At 70.3% G+C, this 17,702-nt stretch carries 18 protein-coding genes and 1 tRNA gene; 9 read left to right on the forward strand and 10 right to left on the reverse strand.

Going from position 1 to position 17,702, the window contains the following annotated elements:
* Positions 1-223 precede the first annotated feature (223 nt).
* Positions 224-589 (forward strand): hypothetical protein, encoded by a 366-nt coding sequence (locus ACZ7OH_RS11715; RefSeq protein WP_400901252.1) that lies wholly within the window; start codon positions 224-226, stop codon positions 587-589.
* Between the two features lie 22 nt (positions 590-611).
* A complete protein-coding gene (locus tag ACZ7OH_RS11720) occupies positions 612-983 on the forward strand; it encodes a hypothetical protein (RefSeq protein WP_470280879.1) in 372 nt (123 codons plus the stop codon).
* On the opposite strand, the gene ACZ7OH_RS11725 is transcribed toward ACZ7OH_RS11720, so the two are convergent.
* The gene (locus ACZ7OH_RS11725) at positions 973-2,841 is read right to left on the reverse strand and encodes an ArnT family glycosyltransferase (RefSeq protein WP_470280746.1); all 1,869 of its coding nucleotides are present in this window, start codon (positions 2,839-2,841) and stop codon (positions 973-975) included. The two genes, ACZ7OH_RS11720 and ACZ7OH_RS11725, sit on opposite strands and share 11 nt — an antisense overlap.
* A 257-nt stretch (positions 2,842-3,098) precedes the next feature.
* Here ACZ7OH_RS11725 and ACZ7OH_RS11730 point away from each other — a divergent pair, with 257 nt between their 5' ends.
* Entirely contained in the window at positions 3,099-3,815 is a 717-nt protein-coding gene (locus ACZ7OH_RS11730) for a S1 family peptidase (RefSeq protein WP_470280747.1), read from the forward strand.
* Positions 3,816-3,860: 45 nt separating this feature from the next.
* Here ACZ7OH_RS11730 and ACZ7OH_RS11735 read toward each other — a convergent pair whose 3' ends face one another.
* The 4 genes from ACZ7OH_RS11735 to ACZ7OH_RS11750 all read right to left on the reverse strand — a co-directional run bounded on the left by ACZ7OH_RS11735 (position 3,861) and on the right by ACZ7OH_RS11750 (position 6,899).
* Complete coding sequence (locus tag ACZ7OH_RS11735) at positions 3,861-5,153, reverse strand: alginate lyase family protein (RefSeq protein ID WP_470280748.1); 1,293 nt, start codon at positions 5,151-5,153, stop codon at positions 3,861-3,863.
* 88 nt (positions 5,154-5,241) lie between these two features.
* Positions 5,242-5,742: a SixA phosphatase family protein gene (locus ACZ7OH_RS11740; RefSeq protein ID WP_470280749.1), complete on the reverse strand. Its 501-nt coding sequence runs from the start codon at positions 5,740-5,742 to the stop codon at positions 5,242-5,244.
* Positions 5,743-5,780: 38 nt separating this feature from the next.
* Positions 5,781-5,856, reverse strand: a tRNA-Lys gene (locus tag ACZ7OH_RS11745).
* A 200-nt stretch (positions 5,857-6,056) separates the two neighbouring features.
* Positions 6,057-6,899, reverse strand: coding sequence for a COG1361 family protein (locus ACZ7OH_RS11750; RefSeq protein ID WP_470280750.1), 843 nt, complete (start codon positions 6,897-6,899; stop codon positions 6,057-6,059).
* 213 nt (positions 6,900-7,112) lie between these two features.
* On the opposite strand from ACZ7OH_RS11750, the gene ACZ7OH_RS11755 reads away from it, so the two are divergent.
* Positions 7,113-7,655, forward strand: coding sequence for a DinB family protein (locus ACZ7OH_RS11755; RefSeq protein WP_470280751.1), 543 nt, complete (start codon positions 7,113-7,115; stop codon positions 7,653-7,655).
* Between the two features lie 4 nt (positions 7,656-7,659).
* On the opposite strand, the gene ACZ7OH_RS11760 is transcribed toward ACZ7OH_RS11755, so the two are convergent.
* Positions 7,660-8,301, reverse strand: coding sequence for a TMEM175 family protein (locus ACZ7OH_RS11760; RefSeq protein WP_470280752.1), 642 nt, complete (start codon positions 8,299-8,301; stop codon positions 7,660-7,662).
* 68 nt (positions 8,302-8,369) lie between these two features.
* Between ACZ7OH_RS11760 and ACZ7OH_RS11765 the strand changes: the two genes are divergently transcribed.
* Both ACZ7OH_RS11765 and ACZ7OH_RS11770 read left to right on the forward strand, forming a co-directional pair.
* Positions 8,370-9,884: a lyase family protein gene (locus ACZ7OH_RS11765; protein WP_470280753.1), complete on the forward strand. Its 1,515-nt coding sequence runs from the start codon at positions 8,370-8,372 to the stop codon at positions 9,882-9,884.
* Between the two features lie 117 nt (positions 9,885-10,001).
* Complete coding sequence (locus tag ACZ7OH_RS11770; RefSeq protein ID WP_470280754.1) at positions 10,002-10,994, forward strand: SCO0930 family lipoprotein; 993 nt, start codon at positions 10,002-10,004, stop codon at positions 10,992-10,994.
* A 12-nt stretch (positions 10,995-11,006) separates the two neighbouring features.
* Here the strand turns inward: ACZ7OH_RS11770 and ACZ7OH_RS11775 are convergent, their stop codons facing one another.
* Positions 11,007-11,642: a DUF4383 domain-containing protein gene (locus tag ACZ7OH_RS11775; protein WP_470280755.1), complete on the reverse strand. Its 636-nt coding sequence runs from the start codon at positions 11,640-11,642 to the stop codon at positions 11,007-11,009.
* 190 nt (positions 11,643-11,832) lie between these two features.
* Between ACZ7OH_RS11775 and ACZ7OH_RS11780 the strand changes: the two genes are divergently transcribed.
* Positions 11,833-12,717: a serine hydrolase gene (locus ACZ7OH_RS11780; RefSeq protein WP_470280756.1), complete on the forward strand. Its 885-nt coding sequence runs from the start codon at positions 11,833-11,835 to the stop codon at positions 12,715-12,717.
* Between the two features lie 192 nt (positions 12,718-12,909).
* Here the strand turns inward: ACZ7OH_RS11780 and ACZ7OH_RS11785 are convergent, their stop codons facing one another.
* Positions 12,910-14,118, reverse strand: coding sequence for an alpha/beta hydrolase (locus tag ACZ7OH_RS11785; protein WP_470280757.1), 1,209 nt, complete (start codon positions 14,116-14,118; stop codon positions 12,910-12,912).
* A gap of 148 nt (positions 14,119-14,266) precedes the next feature.
* Positions 14,267-15,229, reverse strand: coding sequence for an alpha/beta hydrolase (locus tag ACZ7OH_RS11790; protein WP_470280758.1), 963 nt, complete (start codon positions 15,227-15,229; stop codon positions 14,267-14,269).
* A 155-nt stretch (positions 15,230-15,384) separates the two neighbouring features.
* On the opposite strand from ACZ7OH_RS11790, the gene ACZ7OH_RS11795 reads away from it, so the two are divergent.
* On the forward strand, positions 15,385-15,834 hold the full coding sequence (locus ACZ7OH_RS11795; RefSeq protein ID WP_400901290.1) for a MarR family winged helix-turn-helix transcriptional regulator: 450 nt from the start codon (positions 15,385-15,387) through the stop codon (positions 15,832-15,834).
* Positions 15,831-16,673: an SAM-dependent methyltransferase gene (locus ACZ7OH_RS11800; protein WP_470280759.1), complete on the forward strand. Its 843-nt coding sequence runs from the start codon at positions 15,831-15,833 to the stop codon at positions 16,671-16,673. The genes ACZ7OH_RS11795 and ACZ7OH_RS11800 overlap by 4 nt, the downstream gene beginning before the upstream one ends.
* Here the strand turns inward: ACZ7OH_RS11800 and ACZ7OH_RS11805 are convergent.
* A complete protein-coding gene (locus ACZ7OH_RS11805; protein ID WP_470280760.1) occupies positions 16,670-17,608 on the reverse strand; it encodes a patatin-like phospholipase family protein in 939 nt (312 codons plus the stop codon). The genes ACZ7OH_RS11800 and ACZ7OH_RS11805 overlap by 4 nt on opposite strands.
* Positions 17,609-17,702 lie beyond the last annotated feature (94 nt).

Consider the following 17,702-nt stretch of genomic DNA (forward strand, 5'->3'; position numbering starts at 1 on the left):
CCAGGTCCGCACAAGGATTACGCGGAATAAACCGGCGAATTGGCAGAATGCCATCAAGCCGATCCGGTGATCAACTTTCGAGGCACTGGCCCACCTCGTCGACGCGGAGGTGTCCATTGTGGAGCAGCCCGGGTGGCCCACACCACGCCCCGGGCACCTCGGCGATCGGACCCACCGGTACCACGGAGTAAGTTGGCGGCCGGCGGACCGGAAGGAGGAACGGGTGATCTTCGGATTCGCCGTGACGGTCGCCGTGGCGGCCACGCTCGTCGCGCTCTGGAGCTTCGTCCAGTCGGCCCGCAACCGGCTGCCGGACAACCCGCTCCTGATCGGGATCGCCGTCGTCGAGGCGCTGCTGGTCGTCCAGCTGGTGATCGGGATCGTGCTGCTCGCCGGCGGCGACCGGCCGGGCAGCCTGGCGACCTACCTGGCCTACCTGATCGGCTGCCTGGTCGTGCTGCCCGTCGGCGCCGCCTGGGCGCTGGCCGAGCGGAGCCGGTCGAGCACCGCCGTGCTCGGTATCGCCTGCCTGGCCATCCCGGTGATGGTGCTGCGACTGAACGAGGTGTGGAGTGGAGCAACAGCGTAGGACGGCCTCCGGCCCCGGACGGGTGCTCGTCGCCGTGTACGCGATCTTCGCGCTGGCCGCGACGTCGCGCGCCGGCGTCCAGATCAGCACGAAGTTCCACGAAGCACCACTGGCCTACCTGCTCTCGGCGTTCGCCGCGGTCGTCTACATCGTCGCGACGATCGCGCTGGCCAAGCGCGGCGACACCTGGTGGCGCGTCGCCCTCACCGCGTGCTCCATCGAGCTGCTCGGCGTGCTGACCATCGGCACGCTCAGCCTGGTCGACGCGGCCGCGTTCCGGCACCCGACCGTCTGGTCGGTCTACGGCGAGGGCTACCTGTTCATCCCGCTGGTGCTGCCGGTGATCGGCCTGTACTGGCTGCGCCGCACCGCCCCGGCCCAGGTCACGGCCTGACCCCGCAGTCGAACAGCACCCCCGCCCCGGCGGCGTCCGGGCCGATCAGCGCCGGCGGCACCGGACGGCAGTGCTTCGCCTCCCACCCGACCCGACGGGGGAGCTCGCCGGCGTCGGTCGCGGCGGCCACCGCCGTCCGCTGCCTCGAGGCGCCGCGGCCGATGTCGACGAAGACCTGCGGCAACAGCACGAACCGCAGCCGTCCGGCCGACACCCACCGCGGCAGGTCGGCCGCCGACGGCGCCGGATCGAAGCCGAGGTAACCGCCCAACGGCGCCACTCGGGCGTCGGTGTTCAGCAGGAACGGGTCCGCGCCGTACGTCCCGCCTTCGACGGCCAGGGTGACCTCCGCGGTGGACGCCTGCGCGTACGCCAGTACCTCCCGCTGCCCCGCGCTGAGCTGGTACGCGCTGTCGATGAACCGGACATATCCCGCCGCCGCGCCCTGGCCGGTGTTGAGGCCGACGATCGTGTGCAACGCGGCCGTCGACGGCGGGCCGGCCTCCGGATCGGCGGTCTCCAGCACGCTGACCGGCCGCACCGCGGTGTCGACGACGAAGGCGGCTGGGCCGGCGACGATGGCCAGCAACCCGAGCATCGCCGTCACGCGCGGAGTCCGCAGAAGCGCCGCGATGACGGTGAGCAGAGCCAGCGCGAGAACGGCGTACCCCAGCCACGGCAGCCAGTCCGGCGTCCGGTCGAGGAGGACATACGCGAGCACCGCCGTCCCGGTTACGGCAGCCGGCAGGAGCAACCGCGGAGACCAGCGATACGCCGTGACCAGCCCGGACGCGGCGAGCGCCGCGATCGCCGGGGCGAGCTCGGCGGTGTAGTACGCGTGGAAGATGCCGCCGGTGAACGAGAAGACCGCGGCGACGACGACCAGCCAGCCACCCCACAACGCCCAGCCGGCCCGCACGCGCGGCGCGGCACCCCGGGCGCGGCACGCGGCGACGACCAGGGACACCAGCGCGAGCGGCAGCAGCCACGCGATCTGCCCGCCGACCTCGGCGTCGAACAGCCGCAGCGGACCCGGGCCGCCGCCGAGCGCCGCGCCGACCGTGGCGCCGTAGCCACCGCCGATCCCGGTCGACCCGCCGACTAGCCGCGTCACGCCGTTGTAGCCGAAGGCGAGCTGCCACACCGAGCCGTCCGTGGTGCTGCCGACGAACGGCTTCGCGCCCGGCCACAGCGTGACGGCGACGGGCCAGGCCAGCGACACGACGAGCGTCACCACGCCGGCCAGACCGATCCACGCGAGCCGTCGGCCTCGCGAGCCGGGCGCCGCGACGAAGTAGGCCAGCGCGAGAGCGGGCAGCACGATCCACGCGGCGAGCATCTTCGTGAGGAATCCGAGCCCGACGAACACCCCGGCCCACACCAGCCACCGCGGGTTCTCGAGCGCGCGGGTGACGCAGTAGGCGGCGAGCAGCAGCAGGAGCACCAGGAGGGTGTCCGGCAGGTTGTCGCGGTTGATCGCCGCGGTGATCGGCGTCAGCGCGAACAGCGCCGCGGCCAGCAGGGCGGTCTGCGGACCGGCCCAGCGGCGCACCACCCGGTGCAGCACGAACACCGCGGCCACACCCTCGATTACCTGGACCAACGCGATCGCCCACGGGTGGAAGCCGAACACGACCGTTCCGAGCGTCTGGGTCCAGAACGCGAGCGGCGGCTTGTCGACCGTGACGACGCCAACCGGGTCGAAGCCCGCGAAGAAGAACGCCGAGACGTCGCGGGACATCGAGTGCACCGCGGCGGCGTAGTACGGCTGAAGCGGCCTCGCCAGCGCCCAGCCCCACAACGCGGCCGCGACCCCCAGCACCATCCCCAGCGCGACCCGCTCGGCCTTCACACTCATGTCTCCCCCTCCGGCTTCCCTCGGAAACGCTAGGGCGGCGCGCCGCCGGAGTCCTCAAGCCGCGGATTGAAGTGGGTGTCCACCCGTGGGTTGAGCGCGGAACAGTACGGGAACAGCACGTAGTCCATTCGGCGAAATAAATACGGACGCCACCGGACTTTCGTCGGTTCCGGACATTCCCCGAAAACTCGGACACTCTTCTCGTTCGGTCCCCACCGGCTTTCCCGTGCGGGTTCTCCGCACGAAAAGGAGTGAGCGTGAAATTCGGCAAGTTCGTGCTGCTGGCCGCGAGTACCGCGCTGGCCGTCGTCGGCCTCGGCGGCCCGGCGGCGGCCCAGACCACCCCGCAGGCCCAGCCGTCGATCATCGGTGGCAGCACCGCCTCGAGCGGTCCTTGGGCGGCCCGGTTGTTCGTCAACGGCCAGCAGAACTGCACCGCGACGATCATCGCGCCGCAGTACATCCTGACCGCGAAGCACTGCGTCAGCAGCTCCGGGACGTACACGTTCCGGATCGGCAGCCTCGACCAGACCAGCGGCGGGACGACGGCCACCGGCTCCACCATCACGCGGTACCCGGGCAGCGCCGACCTGGCGATCGTCCGGCTCACGACCTCGGTGAACGCCACCTATTCGCCGCTCGGCAGCGTCGGTGACGTCTCGGTCGGCCAGAACGTCTCGGTGTACGGCTGGGGTGCGACCAGCCAGTGCGGCTCCGAGATCAACTGCCAGTCGCGGTACCTGAAGGTCGCGACGGTCCGCGTCAATTCGATCAGCTGCAGCGACTACACCGGCGGCGTCGCGGTGTGCGCGAACCGCGTCAACGGCATCACCGCCGGCGGCGACTCGGGCGGCCCGATGTTCGCTTCCGGCCGCCAGGTCGGCGTCGCGTCGACGAGCGACCGGTCGACCAACACGGCGTACACGAACATCACGCGTTATCGCAGCTGGATTTCACAGGTCGCGGGCGTCTGATTCTTTTGGATGAGGGCCCGGCCTGCTGGCCGGGCCCTCACTTGTTCAGGACGTCGAAATGTCGTCGAGCTGTTCCGCGGCGGGCCGGATCGGGTAGAGGTCGCCTCCGGGTTCGACGGGCACGCGCGGCAACGCCGTCCGCGCCGCTTTGTCACCGGCGTCGGCCGCCGCGTGCAGGACGTCGAGCGCGGCGTACGGCCGGAAGTCCAGTTCGGGGTACGGCCACTGCCCGGTCGTCGCGGCCGGGATCAGGAAGTCGACCGCCTTGAAGAGCGTCGCGCCGCTGGGTGCGGTGTAGTGCCACAGGTCCACGCCGACGTGCTTGCCGATCTGGGCGAGCCGCGTCAGCGCGACGAGGTTGAAGTTGGAGTAGTGCCAGCTGCGCGTCCGGCTCGCTTCCGCGGGCTGGTAGCCGTCGGCGTTGACCTGCGGCGCGATGCGGTTCGGCCCGGCGGCTTCGGTGATCGTCTTCGCCAGGTCCCGCTGCCCGGTGCCGAGCGCGAGCGCGGCGGCCAGCATGTCGTAGAAGCTGCCGTGGTTGTTCTGGGCCTTGGCTTCGTCCGTGCCGTTCTTGCTGGTGCGCAGCCAAGTCAGGAACTGCGTGTACCAGCCGGTCATGCCGGCCTGGTCGGTGTTCGTCCAGCCCGGGGCGCCGGTGGCGAGGATCGCGGTGGCGTCGACGACCTGGGAAAGCGTGTAGGAGAACTCGATGATGCCGATGCCACGGCCGTCCACCTTGCACGGGATGCCCTGGGCGTAGTTCATGTTCGGGTTCATCTTCGTGGCGGCGTCGAGGAACCACGTACGCAGGTCTAGAGCCGCGCGCTGGGCGTAGCGCGCGTCGCCGGTGTAGTACCAGGCGAGGGCGAGCCGGTAGATCGCGGCGAAGGCGTCGCCGCGGTAGGCGTGGTCGGTGATCTCGTCGACGATGGGGTTGCGCTGGCCGTCCTTCTGCACGAACGGGCAGCCCCAGGGGTTTTCGGCGGTCGGCTGCGTGGTGGGCCACCAGTAGGGCGCGAGACTGAGGTAGTCGTGCTTGTCGCCGCTGGGCGGGACTTGCTTCTTGGTGGTGACGCTCCAGGGCCCGGTGGTGAGGTCGGTCTTGGCCTGCTTGAGCAGGTTGCCGAGGGCGGTCTTGGAGGTCTTTTCCCCGACGAGGGCGGCAAACTTGGTGCGTAGCAGCTGGGTGCCGTCGAGGACGACGGTTTGCGGCGCGCAGATCGCCCCGATGACCGGGACGGTGCAGCCGTGCTTCGTCGTTGCCTCGGCGGCCGTCGTTGTCGAGGTGAGGACGCCCGCTACGGCGAGCGCGGCCACGACGGTGTGGCGGAGAACCATGTCCGCTCCATTCACAAATATGAACATTCATCCTGTGAGTGAATGGAGGGTACGCATGTGAACATCGCTGAGGCAATGCCTCAAGGGGTCAGTCGCGCGGGCGGAAGAAGGCTTCGAGCTTTGCCGCGCCGAGGCTCGCCCAGGTGTCGGCGGTGCTGAGCACGGCCGCAGCGCAGGTGGGGAACTTGGTTTGGACCAACCGGGTGTCGTCCCCGTAGCCGGCGAGGTCCAGGGTCAGTTCGCTGACACCGGGCTCGTGCCCGACGAGGGCGAGCGTGGTGACTCCGGGCGGAATCCGGCGGACGGCTTTGAGGAACTCTTCGGGGCTGCCGCCGTAGAGATCCTCGTCGTACTCGACCGGCGGCCTCTTCGGGAGCACCTCGCTCACGCGCTCCCAGGTTTCTCGCGTGCGGCGCGCGGTGGAGCAGAGGACGTACTCGGGGATGTACCCGTTCTCGACGAGCCAGCGGCCGAGCTTGGGTGCGTCACGGATCCCGCGCGGGGCCAGCGGACGTTCGTGGTCGGGGAGGTCGTCGGACCAGTCCGACTTGGCGTGCCGGAGCACGATCAGCCGCCTGGTCGTGTTCATGTTCACCGCCTGTCGCCCCGGTCGATCAGGCCGGGGAATGGTGGGCCGCCTGGGGCTCGAACCCAGAACCTACGGATTAAAAGTCCGCAGCTCTACCAATTGAGCTAACGGCCCGCGCCCCAAGTTTAGCCAGGACCCCCGCACCCACCCGCACACCGGGTCCGTCTGACGCCGTCGCCAAGGTCAAGACTGGCTCCGCGCCCGCTCACGCCGCATGGTGCCCGCATGTCCGGTTTGCTGCTGATCCTCACCGGCCCGCCGCAGTACGGCGCCGAGCTCGCTCGGCGCCGTACTCGCTCCGATGTGGACGGACGTCAGCAGGTGACGTACAGCCCCGTGTAGGCCGTGCACTTCTTCGACGCCGAGTCGTTGGCTGCCACCGGGTCGGCCGGGGTGCTGGCCGTCCGCTGGGCCGTTGCCGTGAACGCGCCCCACGCGAAGAAGCCGCCCTCCGACGTGAACTTCGCCGTCGTCGACGCGCCCGAGGCCAGCGTGCCAATCGCGCAGCTCAGGCTCGCGCCCGAGCGGGTGCAGCCCGTCATGGACGTGATCGTGCGGCCCGAGCCGGCGTTGGCCGCCACGCGGACGCCCGTCGCGGTGGCCGGGCCGGTGTTCGACACCGTGATCACGTAGTCGACGCGGGCGACCAGACCGGCGCGCGGGGTGGCGGTCAGCGCGACCTTGACGTCGGCCTTCGCGGGCGGCGTGATCGTGACGGCCGGGCCGTCTTCGACGCCGAACGCGTAGTTGTCGCCCGCGAACTGGTGCTGCAGCGTGAACTCGCCGGCTGCGTCCTCCTTCACGCGGAAGGTGAACGTCACGGTGCGGCTCTCGCCCGCGCCCAGGTCCCCGACGCCGCCGCGGTAGCTGCTGAGGTACTGGTCGCAGCCGATCGTGCCGGCGCACGAGACCAGGTCGACCAGCTCGACGATCGGCTTTTCCTTGGCGTAGACCGCCGCCTTCGCGCCGGTGACGGTGAAGTCCGTCGGGTTGTACAGCTGTTCGGTGACCGTGAAGGTGTCGCCGGGGTGCAGCGCGGTGTCGCTGACGTCGATCGAGCTGGGTGCCGGCGCCGCGGACGCGACAGCGGGGGCCATGAAGAGGGCCGCTGCGGTCAACGCGGCCAGCACGGCGGTTCTTCGACCGGTTCGCTCCATGGTCGTGATCTCCTGATTCCGGACGAAGGGTGCCGCTCCGACCGGGGTGGGGACGGGTGATCGCAGCAGCTGACGAAGATCAGATCGCCCCACCCGGACTTTCGTTACCGGGTTCTTGAAACCGTGTCTGAACTGGGGTTTCACGCCGGTTGCCGGGTCACCGGGCACGGCGGTGGCCCGAAAATTGTCGGACCCCCGTGGCACGCTCCGCACATGACCGAACACACCACGCCAGTCGCCGCCCCGGCCCGCCTGACCGGCGACCGGTCCGACCCGACGCCGGTCGCGGACGAGCGCCAGGCCCTGACCGAAAGCCTCGACTACTACCGGCGCACCTTCGAGATGAAGTGCGAAGGCCTGGACCCGGCCAGGCTGTCCGAACGCTCGGTACCACCGTCGACGTTGACGCTGCACGGCCTGCTGCGGCACCTCACCGGCGTCGAACGGTGGTGGTTCCGGATCCAGTTCGCGGGCGAGGACCTCCCGAACCTCTACTACTCCGACGAAGACCCGGAGCAGGACTTCACGTCGCTCGACGGTGACGTCGGCGAGGCGTTTTCCTTGTGGCACGCCGAATGCGAGCGTTCCCGGGAGATCGTCGCGGCGAGTTCGATGGATCAGACGGGGACGCGGATCAGCACGGGGAAGCCGTTCACGTTGCGCTGGCTCATGCTGCGGATGATCGGCGAGTACGCACGCCACATCGGCCAGGCCGACCTGGTCCGCGAACGGATCGACGGCGCCACCGGCGAATGACGGCTCAGGCTCGCGCCGCCGGGCGGCGAAGCCGGAAAAGGAGGCTGCCCAGGACAGGAATGACGATCCAGCACGCGTAGGCCCACTGCGTGAAGAAGGCGACCGGGATCGAGACGGCGAAGGCGACGAGCATCGTGCCGATGCCGCGGTAGAACTCGCCGAAGAGCTCCGGCGGGGTGCTTTCGCGGTGGAGGTGGTGCCGCCGGATCTGCTGGATCATCACGAGGAACAGCACCAGCGCGATGATCTGGACCAGTGCGTAGAACACGAAGCGGAACTCGAACCCGCCGTCCTCGGAGATCACCTTCGTGGCGAAGGGCATGAGCACCATCATCAGCAGCCAGCCGAAGGTGACCCTCAGGAGCCCGCCGCGCACGGTCGTGACGAAGTGGAACAGGCGGTGGTGGGCGCGCCAGTGCGCGGCGATGACGGCGAAGCTGATCAGGAAGGAGATGTATCCGGACCGATGATGCCCGAGTGAACGCAGCAGTTCGGCGCTGGTGGGGCCCTCCGGCAGCGGCAGCTCGAGCGCGAGCAGGGTGATCGCGATGGCGACCACGGCGTCGGAGAAGAAGGTGAGGCGCTCGGCGGCGAAACCGCGGGCTTCGGAAGCTGCGATGTCCTGGTCGGACGTGGCGCTACTCATGGCGGGAGAGCCTGCCAGACGCGGCTGCGGGAAGGCAGCCTCGGCTGGGTGCGTGCGATGCTGACGGCATGAGCGTCGACCCCGATTCCGGACTCCTGTCCCCGGTCCGGGCCGGTACGCCGGCCGAAGCGTCGACCGGCGACGAGGCCTGGTTGCGCGCCATGCTCGACGCCGAGGCCGCGCTCGCCCGGGCGCAAGCGCGGCTCGGGACGGTGCCGAGCGAGGCCGCGGACGCGATCACGGAGGCCGCGCGCGGCGCGCGGATCGACGTCGTCGAGCTGGCTCGGGGGTCGCGGGCGACCGCGAACCCGGTGGTCGGGCTGGTGAAGGCGCTGACGACGGCCGTCGGCGCGATCGCGCCCGAGGCTGCCGAGTACGTGCACCGCGGCTCGACAAGCCAGGACATCTTCGACACGGCGATGATGCTGGTCGCCGACCGGACGCTGCGGCCGCTCGTCGCCGACCTCGACGCGACGGCGGCGGCGCTGGCCGGGCTGGCGCGCGAGCACCGCGACACGGTGATGGCCGGCCGGACGCTGACGGCGCACGCGGTCCCGACGACGTTCGGGCTCAAGGCCGCGGGCTGGCGGCAGCTGGTGCTGGACGCGGCCGTCCGGCTCCGGCGCGTGCTGGACGGCGGGCTACCGGTGTCACTGGGCGGCGCGGCCGGGACGCTGGCGGCGTACGTCGAGTACGCCCGCCTGGCGGACGCCGCGCAGGAGGGGCAGGTGGCGCGGGCCGCGGACGCTGGGCGGGCAGGGGAGCGGGAGGGCGGGGGCGGGGGCGGGGGCCAGGATCTCCCCGACGCACCCGCCGAAGCCGCCACCGCCGGCGGCGGCTATGCCGAACGGCTCGTCGCCGCGTTCGCCGAAGAGACCGGGCTGGCCGCACCCGTCCTGCCGTGGCATTCGCTGCGCACGCCGGTTGCCGACCTCGCCGGCGCGCTCGCGTTCGCCGCGGGGGCGCTGGGGAAGCTGGCCGTCGACGTCACGACGCTCACCCGGACCGAGCTCGGCGAGGTCGTCGAGCCGGCCGCCGATGGGCGGGGTGGCTCCTCGGCGATGCCGCACAAGCGGAACCCCGTGCTCGCGACGCTGATCCGTTCGGCCGCGCTGCAGGTGCCCGTGCTGGCCGCGGGCGTCACGCAGTCGATGCTGACCGAAGACGAACGCTCGGCCGGCGTCTGGCACGCCGAGTGGCAGCTGGTCCGCGAATGCCTCCGGCTGACCGGGGGCGCCGCGCACACCGCCCTCGAACTGGCACGCGGGCTCAGCGCGAGGCCTGAGCGGATGCGGGCGAACGTGGCGTCGACGCACGGGCTGATCGTCTCCGAGCGGCTCTCCGCCGTGCTCGCGCCGCTGCTCGGCAAAGCGAAGGCCAAGGAGCTGCTCGGCGAGGAATCCCAACGCGCCGTCCGCGACGAGCGGCCGCTGCGGGAGGTGCTCGACGAGCTGCCCGCGATCACCGACGTTCTCACGCCGGCCGCGCTGGACGCCCTGCTCGACCCGGCGACGTACACCGGCGCCGCCGGGACGCTCGTCGACCGGGCGCTGGGCGGGCCGCCGGAAACGGCGGGTTTCTGACCTGGGGCGAAGCGGGAGCGAAAATTCTTTGAACCGCCTCCGGCAGGGGTCCGTGTAGTGGGTATCAAGCAGCCGCACCGAGCGGCGGGAAATCCAACGGACACAAGGAGAACTTCCATGCTTCGCACGCGCATCGCCGTCTCCGTCGCCGCGGCGGCAGCCGGGCTGGCAGTGCTCACCGCTTGCTCGGGTGCCGAAACTGCTCAGCCGGTCATCGCCCCCGCAGCGGCCGGTGGCACCGGCGGCGGCCAGATCGCCAACGGGCAGGTCGGCAACGCCGCCCCCGCGTCGAACGAGTCGAAACTCGTCGTCGCGGACGTCGCGAGCGTCGGCCAGGTGATCACCGACCAGAACGGCATGACCCTCTACCGGTTCGACAAGGACACGGCCAAGCCGCCGAAGTCCAATTGCGACGGTGACTGCGCCAAGGCCTGGCCACCCGTGCTGTCCACCGGGGACGTTCAGGTGCAGGGCGTCGACAAGAACCTCGTCGGGAAGGTGACGCGCTCCGACGGCACCGAGCAGATCACCGTCGGCGGGTGGGCGCTCTACCGCTACGCCAAGGACACCAAGGCCGGCGACGCGAACGGCCAGGGCGTCGGCGGCGCCTGGTACGCCGCCAACGCCAAGGGCGGCAAGGCCGGCCAGGCCGCGAGCGAAGCCGGCGTCGTCAAGCTGAGCGCCAGCAACATCGACGGGCTCGGCGAAGCCATCGTCGACCAGAACGGCATGACCCTCTACCTCTTCACGAAGGACACCAAGAAGGCCAAGACGTCCACCTGCAACGGCGACTGCGCCAAGACCTGGCCGCCGGTCCTCTCCAACGGCAAGGTCGAGCTGCAGGGCATCGAGTCGAAGCTCCTCGGCAGCATCAAGCGTTCCGACGGCACCGAGCAGGTCACCATCGGCGGCTGGCCGGTCTACACCTTCTCGAAGGACCTGAAGCCGGGCGACGCGAACGGCATGGGCGTCAACGGCACCTGGTTCGTCATCGAGCCCAACGGCTGCAAGGTCGGTACCACCCCCAGCTCCACCGCCAACCAGGCTCCGGCGGCTAACAGTGGCGCTGGGAGCAGCAACAACTCCGGCTCCGGTGGTACCACCTACTGAGCCACGGACTCCCTAGTGGGCGAGGCCCGGCGGACGCTCTTCGCGAGCGACCTCCGGGCCTCCTTCGTCGTGGCCACGACGAAGGAACGAACGGCGGCGCGGGCGCTCGTCGGTGGTGACGACGCGGTCGGTGTCCGCGGTGCGGTCGGTGCGCTGTTCGACGACGGTCGGCTCGTCGACCACCTCTTCGTCTTCCGGGATGAGGATGGTGCGGCGGGCCGGCAGAACCGCGATCAGCAGACCGAGCGCGGCGACACCGAGGTGCAGCCACGTGTCGGCGCGGCCGAGGTCCATCGGGTTGCCGGCGTTGGCGAACGGGTTGGTCGTGATCAGGCCGTCGATCATCAGGCCCCACACGAACAGGGCGCCGTAGAAGATGAAGAGCAGCCAGCCGAACGTCCGGGCGCGGCCCGAACCGAACGCCAGCAGCAGGCCGACGACGCCGGTCACGACGCGGACCAGGCTCATGAGCGGGTTGCCGGAGAACCGCCAGAACCCGGCGTCGTGGTGGCCGGAGAAGTTCCCGACCCCGGTCCTGGTGAACCCGATGATGCCGACGACGAGGAACGCGATCCCGGCCAACCCGGCCAGCACCTGCGCCGGCTGCAGGCCGCGAACCCGGATGCGTGCGCCTTTCGCGTGAGTCATGACTCCAGTCCTTCCCAGAGTGTGGTGACGATCGTCACCGCACACAGGTACCCCGCGAACACGGGCAGCGAAACGACGGCGCTTGCCCGCAGGCCCCGGTCCCGTTCCCGGATCCGGGTCGCTTCGAGACCTATCCCACAAAGTCACCCGATTCGGGGAACGCCGCGGCGCGCTTCCGGCAATCCGGATCATGCGCAAGCTGAGCGGCATCTTCCTGGTGGGACTGTGCGTGGGGGCGATCGGCGCGGTCGCGGTGACGGTCGGTCACGGTGCCGTTCAGCCGCCCAGAGCGATCGCCGTCACACAAGCGGTGACAACGATGTCGGAATCGGCCGATCCGACGCCGACACCCACGCCGACGCCCAGTCCGTCGCCCTCCCCGTCCGCGACGCCCAAGGCCGCGCCGCCGTCCAAGCTGGACGCCGCCGAGCTCGACCGGATCGTCGGGAGCGGGAACGTCAGCGCCGTCGTGTTCGACCGGCAGCGCGGGACGACGACCGTCTCGCTGCACGCCGACCGCGGATATACGTCGGCGTCGCTCGTGAAGCTGCTGATCGCGTTGTCGGGGCTGGAGCAGGGCGGTCCCACGGCGGACGTGCAGCGGATGCTGTCGCGCAGCGACGACGACCTCGCGAGCCGGTTCTGGGCGGCCTACGGCGGGCCGTCGATCGTGACGGGCTGGGCCAAGAAGATCGGCCTCACCGGGACGAAGGCGCCCGAGGATCCGGGGCGGTGGGGCGACACGCGGATCACGGCGAAGGACGTGGTGAAGATCTACCAGTACCTGCTGGCGCACGGGCCCGGCGCGATCATGACCGCGCTGCGCGCCGCGACCGAGCGGGGATCCGACGGCTTCCGGCAGTACTTCGGCATCCCGGACGCCGCCGGCGACCGGCCGTGGGCGGTGAAGCAGGGCTGGTCGTGCTGCCGGCCGACGCGGATGCTGCACACCTCGGGCGTGGTGGGCGAGGACGGCCGGTACATCGTGGTGGTGCTGAGCGAGCACCCGGCCTCGGTGGACTACGCGACGGCTTCGAAGCGGGTGACGGCGGTGGTTTCGGCCTTGCTGGGCTGAGCGCCCGGCGACAAAGAAGGCGGCGCGGCATCGCGACAGCTCGGCGCGGCGGCGGGGGCCGGGGGGCGACGCGCTCCCGGCTCCGCGCTCGGCATTCGGCTCGGCGCGGCAACTTGGGCGGCGGCCCACGGCGCCGCGCTCGGCCTGACTCGCGGCTCGGCGGCTAAGCGGCTCGCGGCGCGACCCGCGTCCCTACTGGTCCGTTTCCGCCAATGCCCCACGCGCTCCCGACTTCGGCAGCGGCCACGGCAGCACTCCGCCGGTGGTCTCGACCTGTCGCCCAGCCGACGCCGGGGCCAACGTGTGCGCTCCGATCCACGCCAGCACGTCCGGGATCTGGGACTTGAACGTGTTCATGTTGTGCCCCGCGTCCCGGACTCGCCACGACGAAAACTGCACCGGGGGCCGGGCCGCCGCGCGGATCTGGTCGATCGCGAAACTCTCGTAGTTCTCCTTCTCCCCCGAAATCGCCAGGATCTCGACCGGGGACGGGTGGAGGCGGACGTTCACCCGGACGTTGTTGGCGTCGTTGATGTCCTGGCGGCCGTGGAACAGGTCTTCTGTCTCCGCGTCGACCTGGGCCTTGTCGTAGCCGCTCACGCTGACCGCCTGGGCGTACCACTGGGGGTGGCGCGTCACCAGGTTCATCGCGCAGTAGCCGCCCGAGGACCAGCCCGCGATCGTCCACGCGCGGCGGCTCGCGGACACGCCCAGCTTCTGCAGGGCCCAGTCGCGCAGGTCCGCCGTCAAGTACGTGTCGTTGGCCGTTCCGCCGACCTCGTCGACGCATTCCGTGTCGTGGCCGACCTTCGGGACGCCCGTCGGGTCCGGGACGATCACCACCGTCGGCGGCAGAACCTTCTTGGCGATCGCCGTGTCCAGCTGCTCCGGCATGTGGTAGCCGCTCGTGAAGACCTCGGGGCCGGACGGGTAGTTCGGGATCCACTCGATCGCCGGGAACCGCAGTTCCTTGTACGCCGCGTCGAAGTACTGCGGGGGCAGGTAGACCGTGACGTCGCGGGTCAGCTTGGTGCGCCGGCCGGTCACCTTCATGTGGACGACCGTGCCCTTGCCCTCCTTCGCGTGCGCCACCCCCGTGTCGCGCAGCTTTTCGAGGTCTTCGCCGTTCTGCGACGCCTCCGCGTCCGTGCCCTGGCCGGCGTAGGAGCCGGTGCCGAGCAGCGAGCCGACCGTCGGGAAGAAGCCGCCGATCAGGTTGCCCGCCATGCCGGTCGTCACCACCAGGAGCACGACCGCGAGCAGGATCGTGGCGCTGCGCCACAAGCGCTTGCGCTTCCAGCGGTCCCAGTACCACGGGACCGCGATGATCGCGAGCAGCGTCAACACGACCATCACGGTCATGTTGACCGGCGAATCGAGCCGGATGCTGCTCAGGTTCATGGGGATCGGTCCTTCCGGGCGGGCGGTGAATGCGCACCCGGAACCCCCCGGACTCGCGTATATATCACGTTTGAGCATGCATGCACGTTGCGGCCCTGTGAGTTGCGTCATAGGGCCGCAACGTGCGGGGCGCTCAGCGTTTTCTCAGTTATTTCCCCAAAGCGCGGGTCAGGACGGTGATGGCCTGTGTGATGGCGGCCTCAGCCGCGTGGGTCTCGCGGAGCGCGTTGACCATCACGAAATCGTGGATGATCCCCTGGTACCGGACGGCCGTGACGGCAACGCCGGCCTGACGCAGCTTCGCCGCGTACGCCTCACCTTCGTCACGAAGCACGTCCGCCTCGCCGGTGATCACGAGCGCCGGCGGCAGCCCGGCCAGCTCGTCGAGCGACGCGCGCAGCGGCGACGCCGTGATCTCCGCGCGCTGGGCGGGGTCGGTCGTGTACTGGTCCCAGAACCACTTCATGCCCTCGCGGCCGAGGAAGTAGCCCTCGGCGAACTTCGTGTACGACTCGGTGTCGAAGTTCGCGTCGGTGACCGGGTAGAAGAGCACCTGCTGCTTGAAGGTGACGTCGCCGCGCTGCTTGGCCAGGATGGTCAGCGCCGCGGTCATGTTCCCGCCGACGGAGTCGCCGGCGATCGCGATGCGCGAAGGGTCCAGACCCTGCGAAGCGCCGTTCGAAGCGACCCACTTCGCGACGGCGTAGCTCTGCTCGATCGCGACCGGGTAGCGCGCCTCCGGCGAGCGGTCGTACTCGGGGAACACGACGGCCGCGCCGACGCCGGCCGCGAGCTCGCGCACCAGCCGCTCGTGGGTGTGGAAGTCGCCGAACACCCAGCCGGCGCCGTGGATGTAGATGATCACCGGGAGCGGGCCGTCGACCCCCGCCGGCTTGACGATCCGGGTCTCGACCTCACCGGTCGGGCCGCCCGGCACCGTCAGCACCTCGATCGACGCGTCGGCCATGGCGACGTCGCCGTCCTGGACGCCGTCGACGGCCTTGCGCCCTTCGGCCGGCGGCAGCTGGAACAGGTACGGCGGCTGGTCGGTGGCCTCGGCGAACGCCTGCGCGGCCGGTTCGAGGGCCAGGTTGTGCGGGTTGGCGGTCATGTCGTCCTCCTCGGGGTGAAGCAAGCTGACGCCATGAAGATAGCTCGCAACTCAGTTGTGCACAACTGAATGACGTCCAATGAGATGTAGCGCACTTAAGTTGCCGCGCAGCACGATGTCGGGAACCATGGAGTGTTACGAGAGAGGAGGACGCCATGGCATCGCTGCGGCTGGACGACCAGCTCTGCTTCGGGCTGTACTCGGCGTCGCGCGCGGTGACGTCGCTGTACCGGGTCGTCCTGGAAGACCTCGACCTGACCTACCCCCAGTACCTGGTCATGCTGGCGCTCTGGGAGCGGGACCACCGCCTGGTGAAGGAGCTCGGCGCCGAGCTGAACCTCGATTCGGGCACGCTTTCGCCGCTGCTCAAGCGGCTGCAGACCGCCGGCCTGGTGCTCCGGAACCGCCAGGCCGACGACGAACGCTCGGTCCGCGTCAGCCTGAGCGACGCCGGGAAAGCGTTGCGCGAGAAGGCCGAAGGCATCCCCGACGTGATCGGCACGGCGATGAGCCTCGACGACGCCGGGGTGGCCCGGCTGCGCGCGGAACTGGACCGCCTGACAGAGTCGGTGAACGCCTACCGGGAGGCAGTGGCACCGGCATGATCAACCACGACGACGCGCTGAAGGCCGTCGAAAGCAGCCTCGACCGGCCGTCCGCGGCGCGGATCTACGACTACTTCATCGGCGGGCACACCAACTACGCGATCGATCGCGACTTCGCCGAGAAGGTCCGCGCGCGCCTGCCGCTGATGGGCGAGTACTGCAAGACGAGCCGGCAGTTCCTCGGCCGCGCGGTGCGGCAGTGCGTCCGCGAGGGGATCCGGCAGTTCATCGACATCGGCTCCGGCCTGCCGACCGCCGGCAACGTGCACGAGGTCGCAGATGACACCAGTGCGCAGCTCGACACCCGGGTGCTCTACATCGACAACGAGCCCATCGCGCTCGCGCACTCGACGCTGCTGCTCGCCGACACCGCCGATCCCGAACGCCACCACGCCATCGCCGCGGACTTCCTGCAGCCCGAGGACCTCTGGGACCGCGTCACCGCATCCGACGTCATCGACGTGCGCGAGCCGGTCGCGCTGGTGATCAACGCGGTCATGCACTTCATCAAGGACGAGCAGGAGCCGGACGAGCTGCTGGCGTACTACCGCGACCGGCTGCCGTCGGGCTCGCTGCTGGTGCTCTCGCAGATGACGAACGAGAACCCGGTCAGCGAAGACGAGCGGCAGGCGCTGGTCGACCTGCTCGAGTACTACGAGACCACGACGAACCCGGGTTTCCTGCGCCCGATGGCCGAGTTCGAACGCTTCTTCGGCGGCTGGCCGATGCTCGAACCCGGGCTCGTCTACGCGCCGGCGTGGCACCCGGACGACGACACCGTGTTCGCCGGCTCGCCGTCGGAGTCCCGGGTCATCGGCGGCGTCGCGCGCAAGCCCTAGGACGCTTCGCGCAGGCCTTCCAGCACGTCGAGCACCGCGCTTTTGCCCAGGTCGACCGCCTTGCGCAGCACCGCGGGATCGCGCTCCAGCACCGCCACGTCCGGTGACCCGTTCGGCGGCCGGACGGTCAGGATCCGCGGGTCCGACGCCAGGACCTCCTCGTCCTCGACGTCGCGGCGGTATGTGTCGCGCCACGCCGGGATCGCGCCCGGGGCTTGGCGGCGCAGGAAACGCGGGACGACGACGTCGTAGGCGCGCGGCGGCGGCAGCGGCAGTTCGTCGGCGCGGCGGGTGCGCAGCACCAGGACGTCCGTCGCGTCCTGGGCCAGCGCCGTCCGGTACGGGATCGGCTCGGCGACACCCGCGTCGACGAACCGGCGGCCGGCCATCGGGATCGGCGGGCCGGCCAGCACCGGCATGCACGACGACGCCGCGAGCGCGACCTTGATCGCGTCCACGTCGTCGAGAAAGGGGTGCAGGTCGGTCGACTCCCCCGTGTCGGCGTCGGTGGCCAGCGGGTGGAACGTCACCGGGTTGGCCAGGATCGCCGGGAAGTCCATCGGTTCCAGCACCGAATAGACCTGGTGGACGAGGTATTCGAGGTCGATCACCGCGCGGCCGCGCAGGGTGTGCAGCGGGTTGATGATCCGGCGCATGACGACCGGGTTCCACCACGTGCGGACGCCGGTCGACGAGCGGCCGCAGAGCAGCCACGCGCCGTTCAGCGCGCCGGCCGAGGAGCCGTAGACCGCGTCGAACGCGGGGGTCACGCCCAGTTCGTCCAGCGCGAGGACCATGCCGCTGGAGTACGTGCCGCGGCTGCTGCCGCCTTCGACGGCGAGCGCGAGGCGCCTGCCGTCGGTGCGTTCGCCCGGGACACTGCCGGTCGCCATCCGTTCGGAGATCAGTTCGAGTACCGGGTGCACCCTCTCCATCCTGGTCTTTTCGCCGGTGAAGTCGACCCGATTTATCCCCCTCAGGGGGTGAAGTGATGCGCGCCTCGTTGCACTGCAACTCGTTGCATAGGAC

The organism is Amycolatopsis sp. NPDC114478 (assembly GCF_055633805.1).

Bases quoted from the DNA above. Each gene is read 5' to 3' on its own strand.
- ACZ7OH_RS11725 (WP_470280746.1), bottom strand. From the start codon at position 2,841: ATGAGTGTGAAGGCCGAGCGGGTCGCGCTGGGGATGGTGCTGGGGGTC.
- ACZ7OH_RS11735 (WP_470280748.1), bottom strand. From the start codon at position 5,153: ATGGTTCTCCGCCACACCGTCGTGGCCGCGCTCGCCGTAGCGGGCGTC.
- ACZ7OH_RS11740 (WP_470280749.1), bottom strand. From the start codon at position 5,742: ATGAACACGACCAGGCGGCTGATCGTGCTCCGGCACGCCAAGTCGGAC.
- ACZ7OH_RS11750 (WP_470280750.1), bottom strand. From the start codon at position 6,899: ATGGAGCGAACCGGTCGAAGAACCGCCGTGCTGGCCGCGTTGACCGCA.
- ACZ7OH_RS11755 (WP_470280751.1), top strand. From the start codon at position 7,113: ATGACCGAACACACCACGCCAGTCGCCGCCCCGGCCCGCCTGACCGGC.
- ACZ7OH_RS11760 (WP_470280752.1), bottom strand. From the start codon at position 8,301: ATGAGTAGCGCCACGTCCGACCAGGACATCGCAGCTTCCGAAGCCCGC.
- ACZ7OH_RS11765 (WP_470280753.1), top strand. From the start codon at position 8,370: ATGAGCGTCGACCCCGATTCCGGACTCCTGTCCCCGGTCCGGGCCGGT.
- ACZ7OH_RS11770 (WP_470280754.1), top strand. From the start codon at position 10,002: ATGCTTCGCACGCGCATCGCCGTCTCCGTCGCCGCGGCGGCAGCCGGG.
- ACZ7OH_RS11775 (WP_470280755.1), bottom strand. From the start codon at position 11,642: ATGACTCACGCGAAAGGCGCACGCATCCGGGTTCGCGGCCTGCAGCCG.
- ACZ7OH_RS11780 (WP_470280756.1), top strand. From the start codon at position 11,833: ATGCGCAAGCTGAGCGGCATCTTCCTGGTGGGACTGTGCGTGGGGGCG.
- ACZ7OH_RS11785 (WP_470280757.1), bottom strand. From the start codon at position 14,118: ATGAACCTGAGCAGCATCCGGCTCGATTCGCCGGTCAACATGACCGTG.
- ACZ7OH_RS11790 (WP_470280758.1), bottom strand. From the start codon at position 15,229: ATGACCGCCAACCCGCACAACCTGGCCCTCGAACCGGCCGCGCAGGCG.
- ACZ7OH_RS11795 (WP_400901290.1), top strand. From the start codon at position 15,385: ATGGCATCGCTGCGGCTGGACGACCAGCTCTGCTTCGGGCTGTACTCG.
- ACZ7OH_RS11800 (WP_470280759.1), top strand. From the start codon at position 15,831: ATGATCAACCACGACGACGCGCTGAAGGCCGTCGAAAGCAGCCTCGAC.
- ACZ7OH_RS11805 (WP_470280760.1), bottom strand. From the start codon at position 17,608: ATGGAGAGGGTGCACCCGGTACTCGAACTGATCTCCGAACGGATGGCG.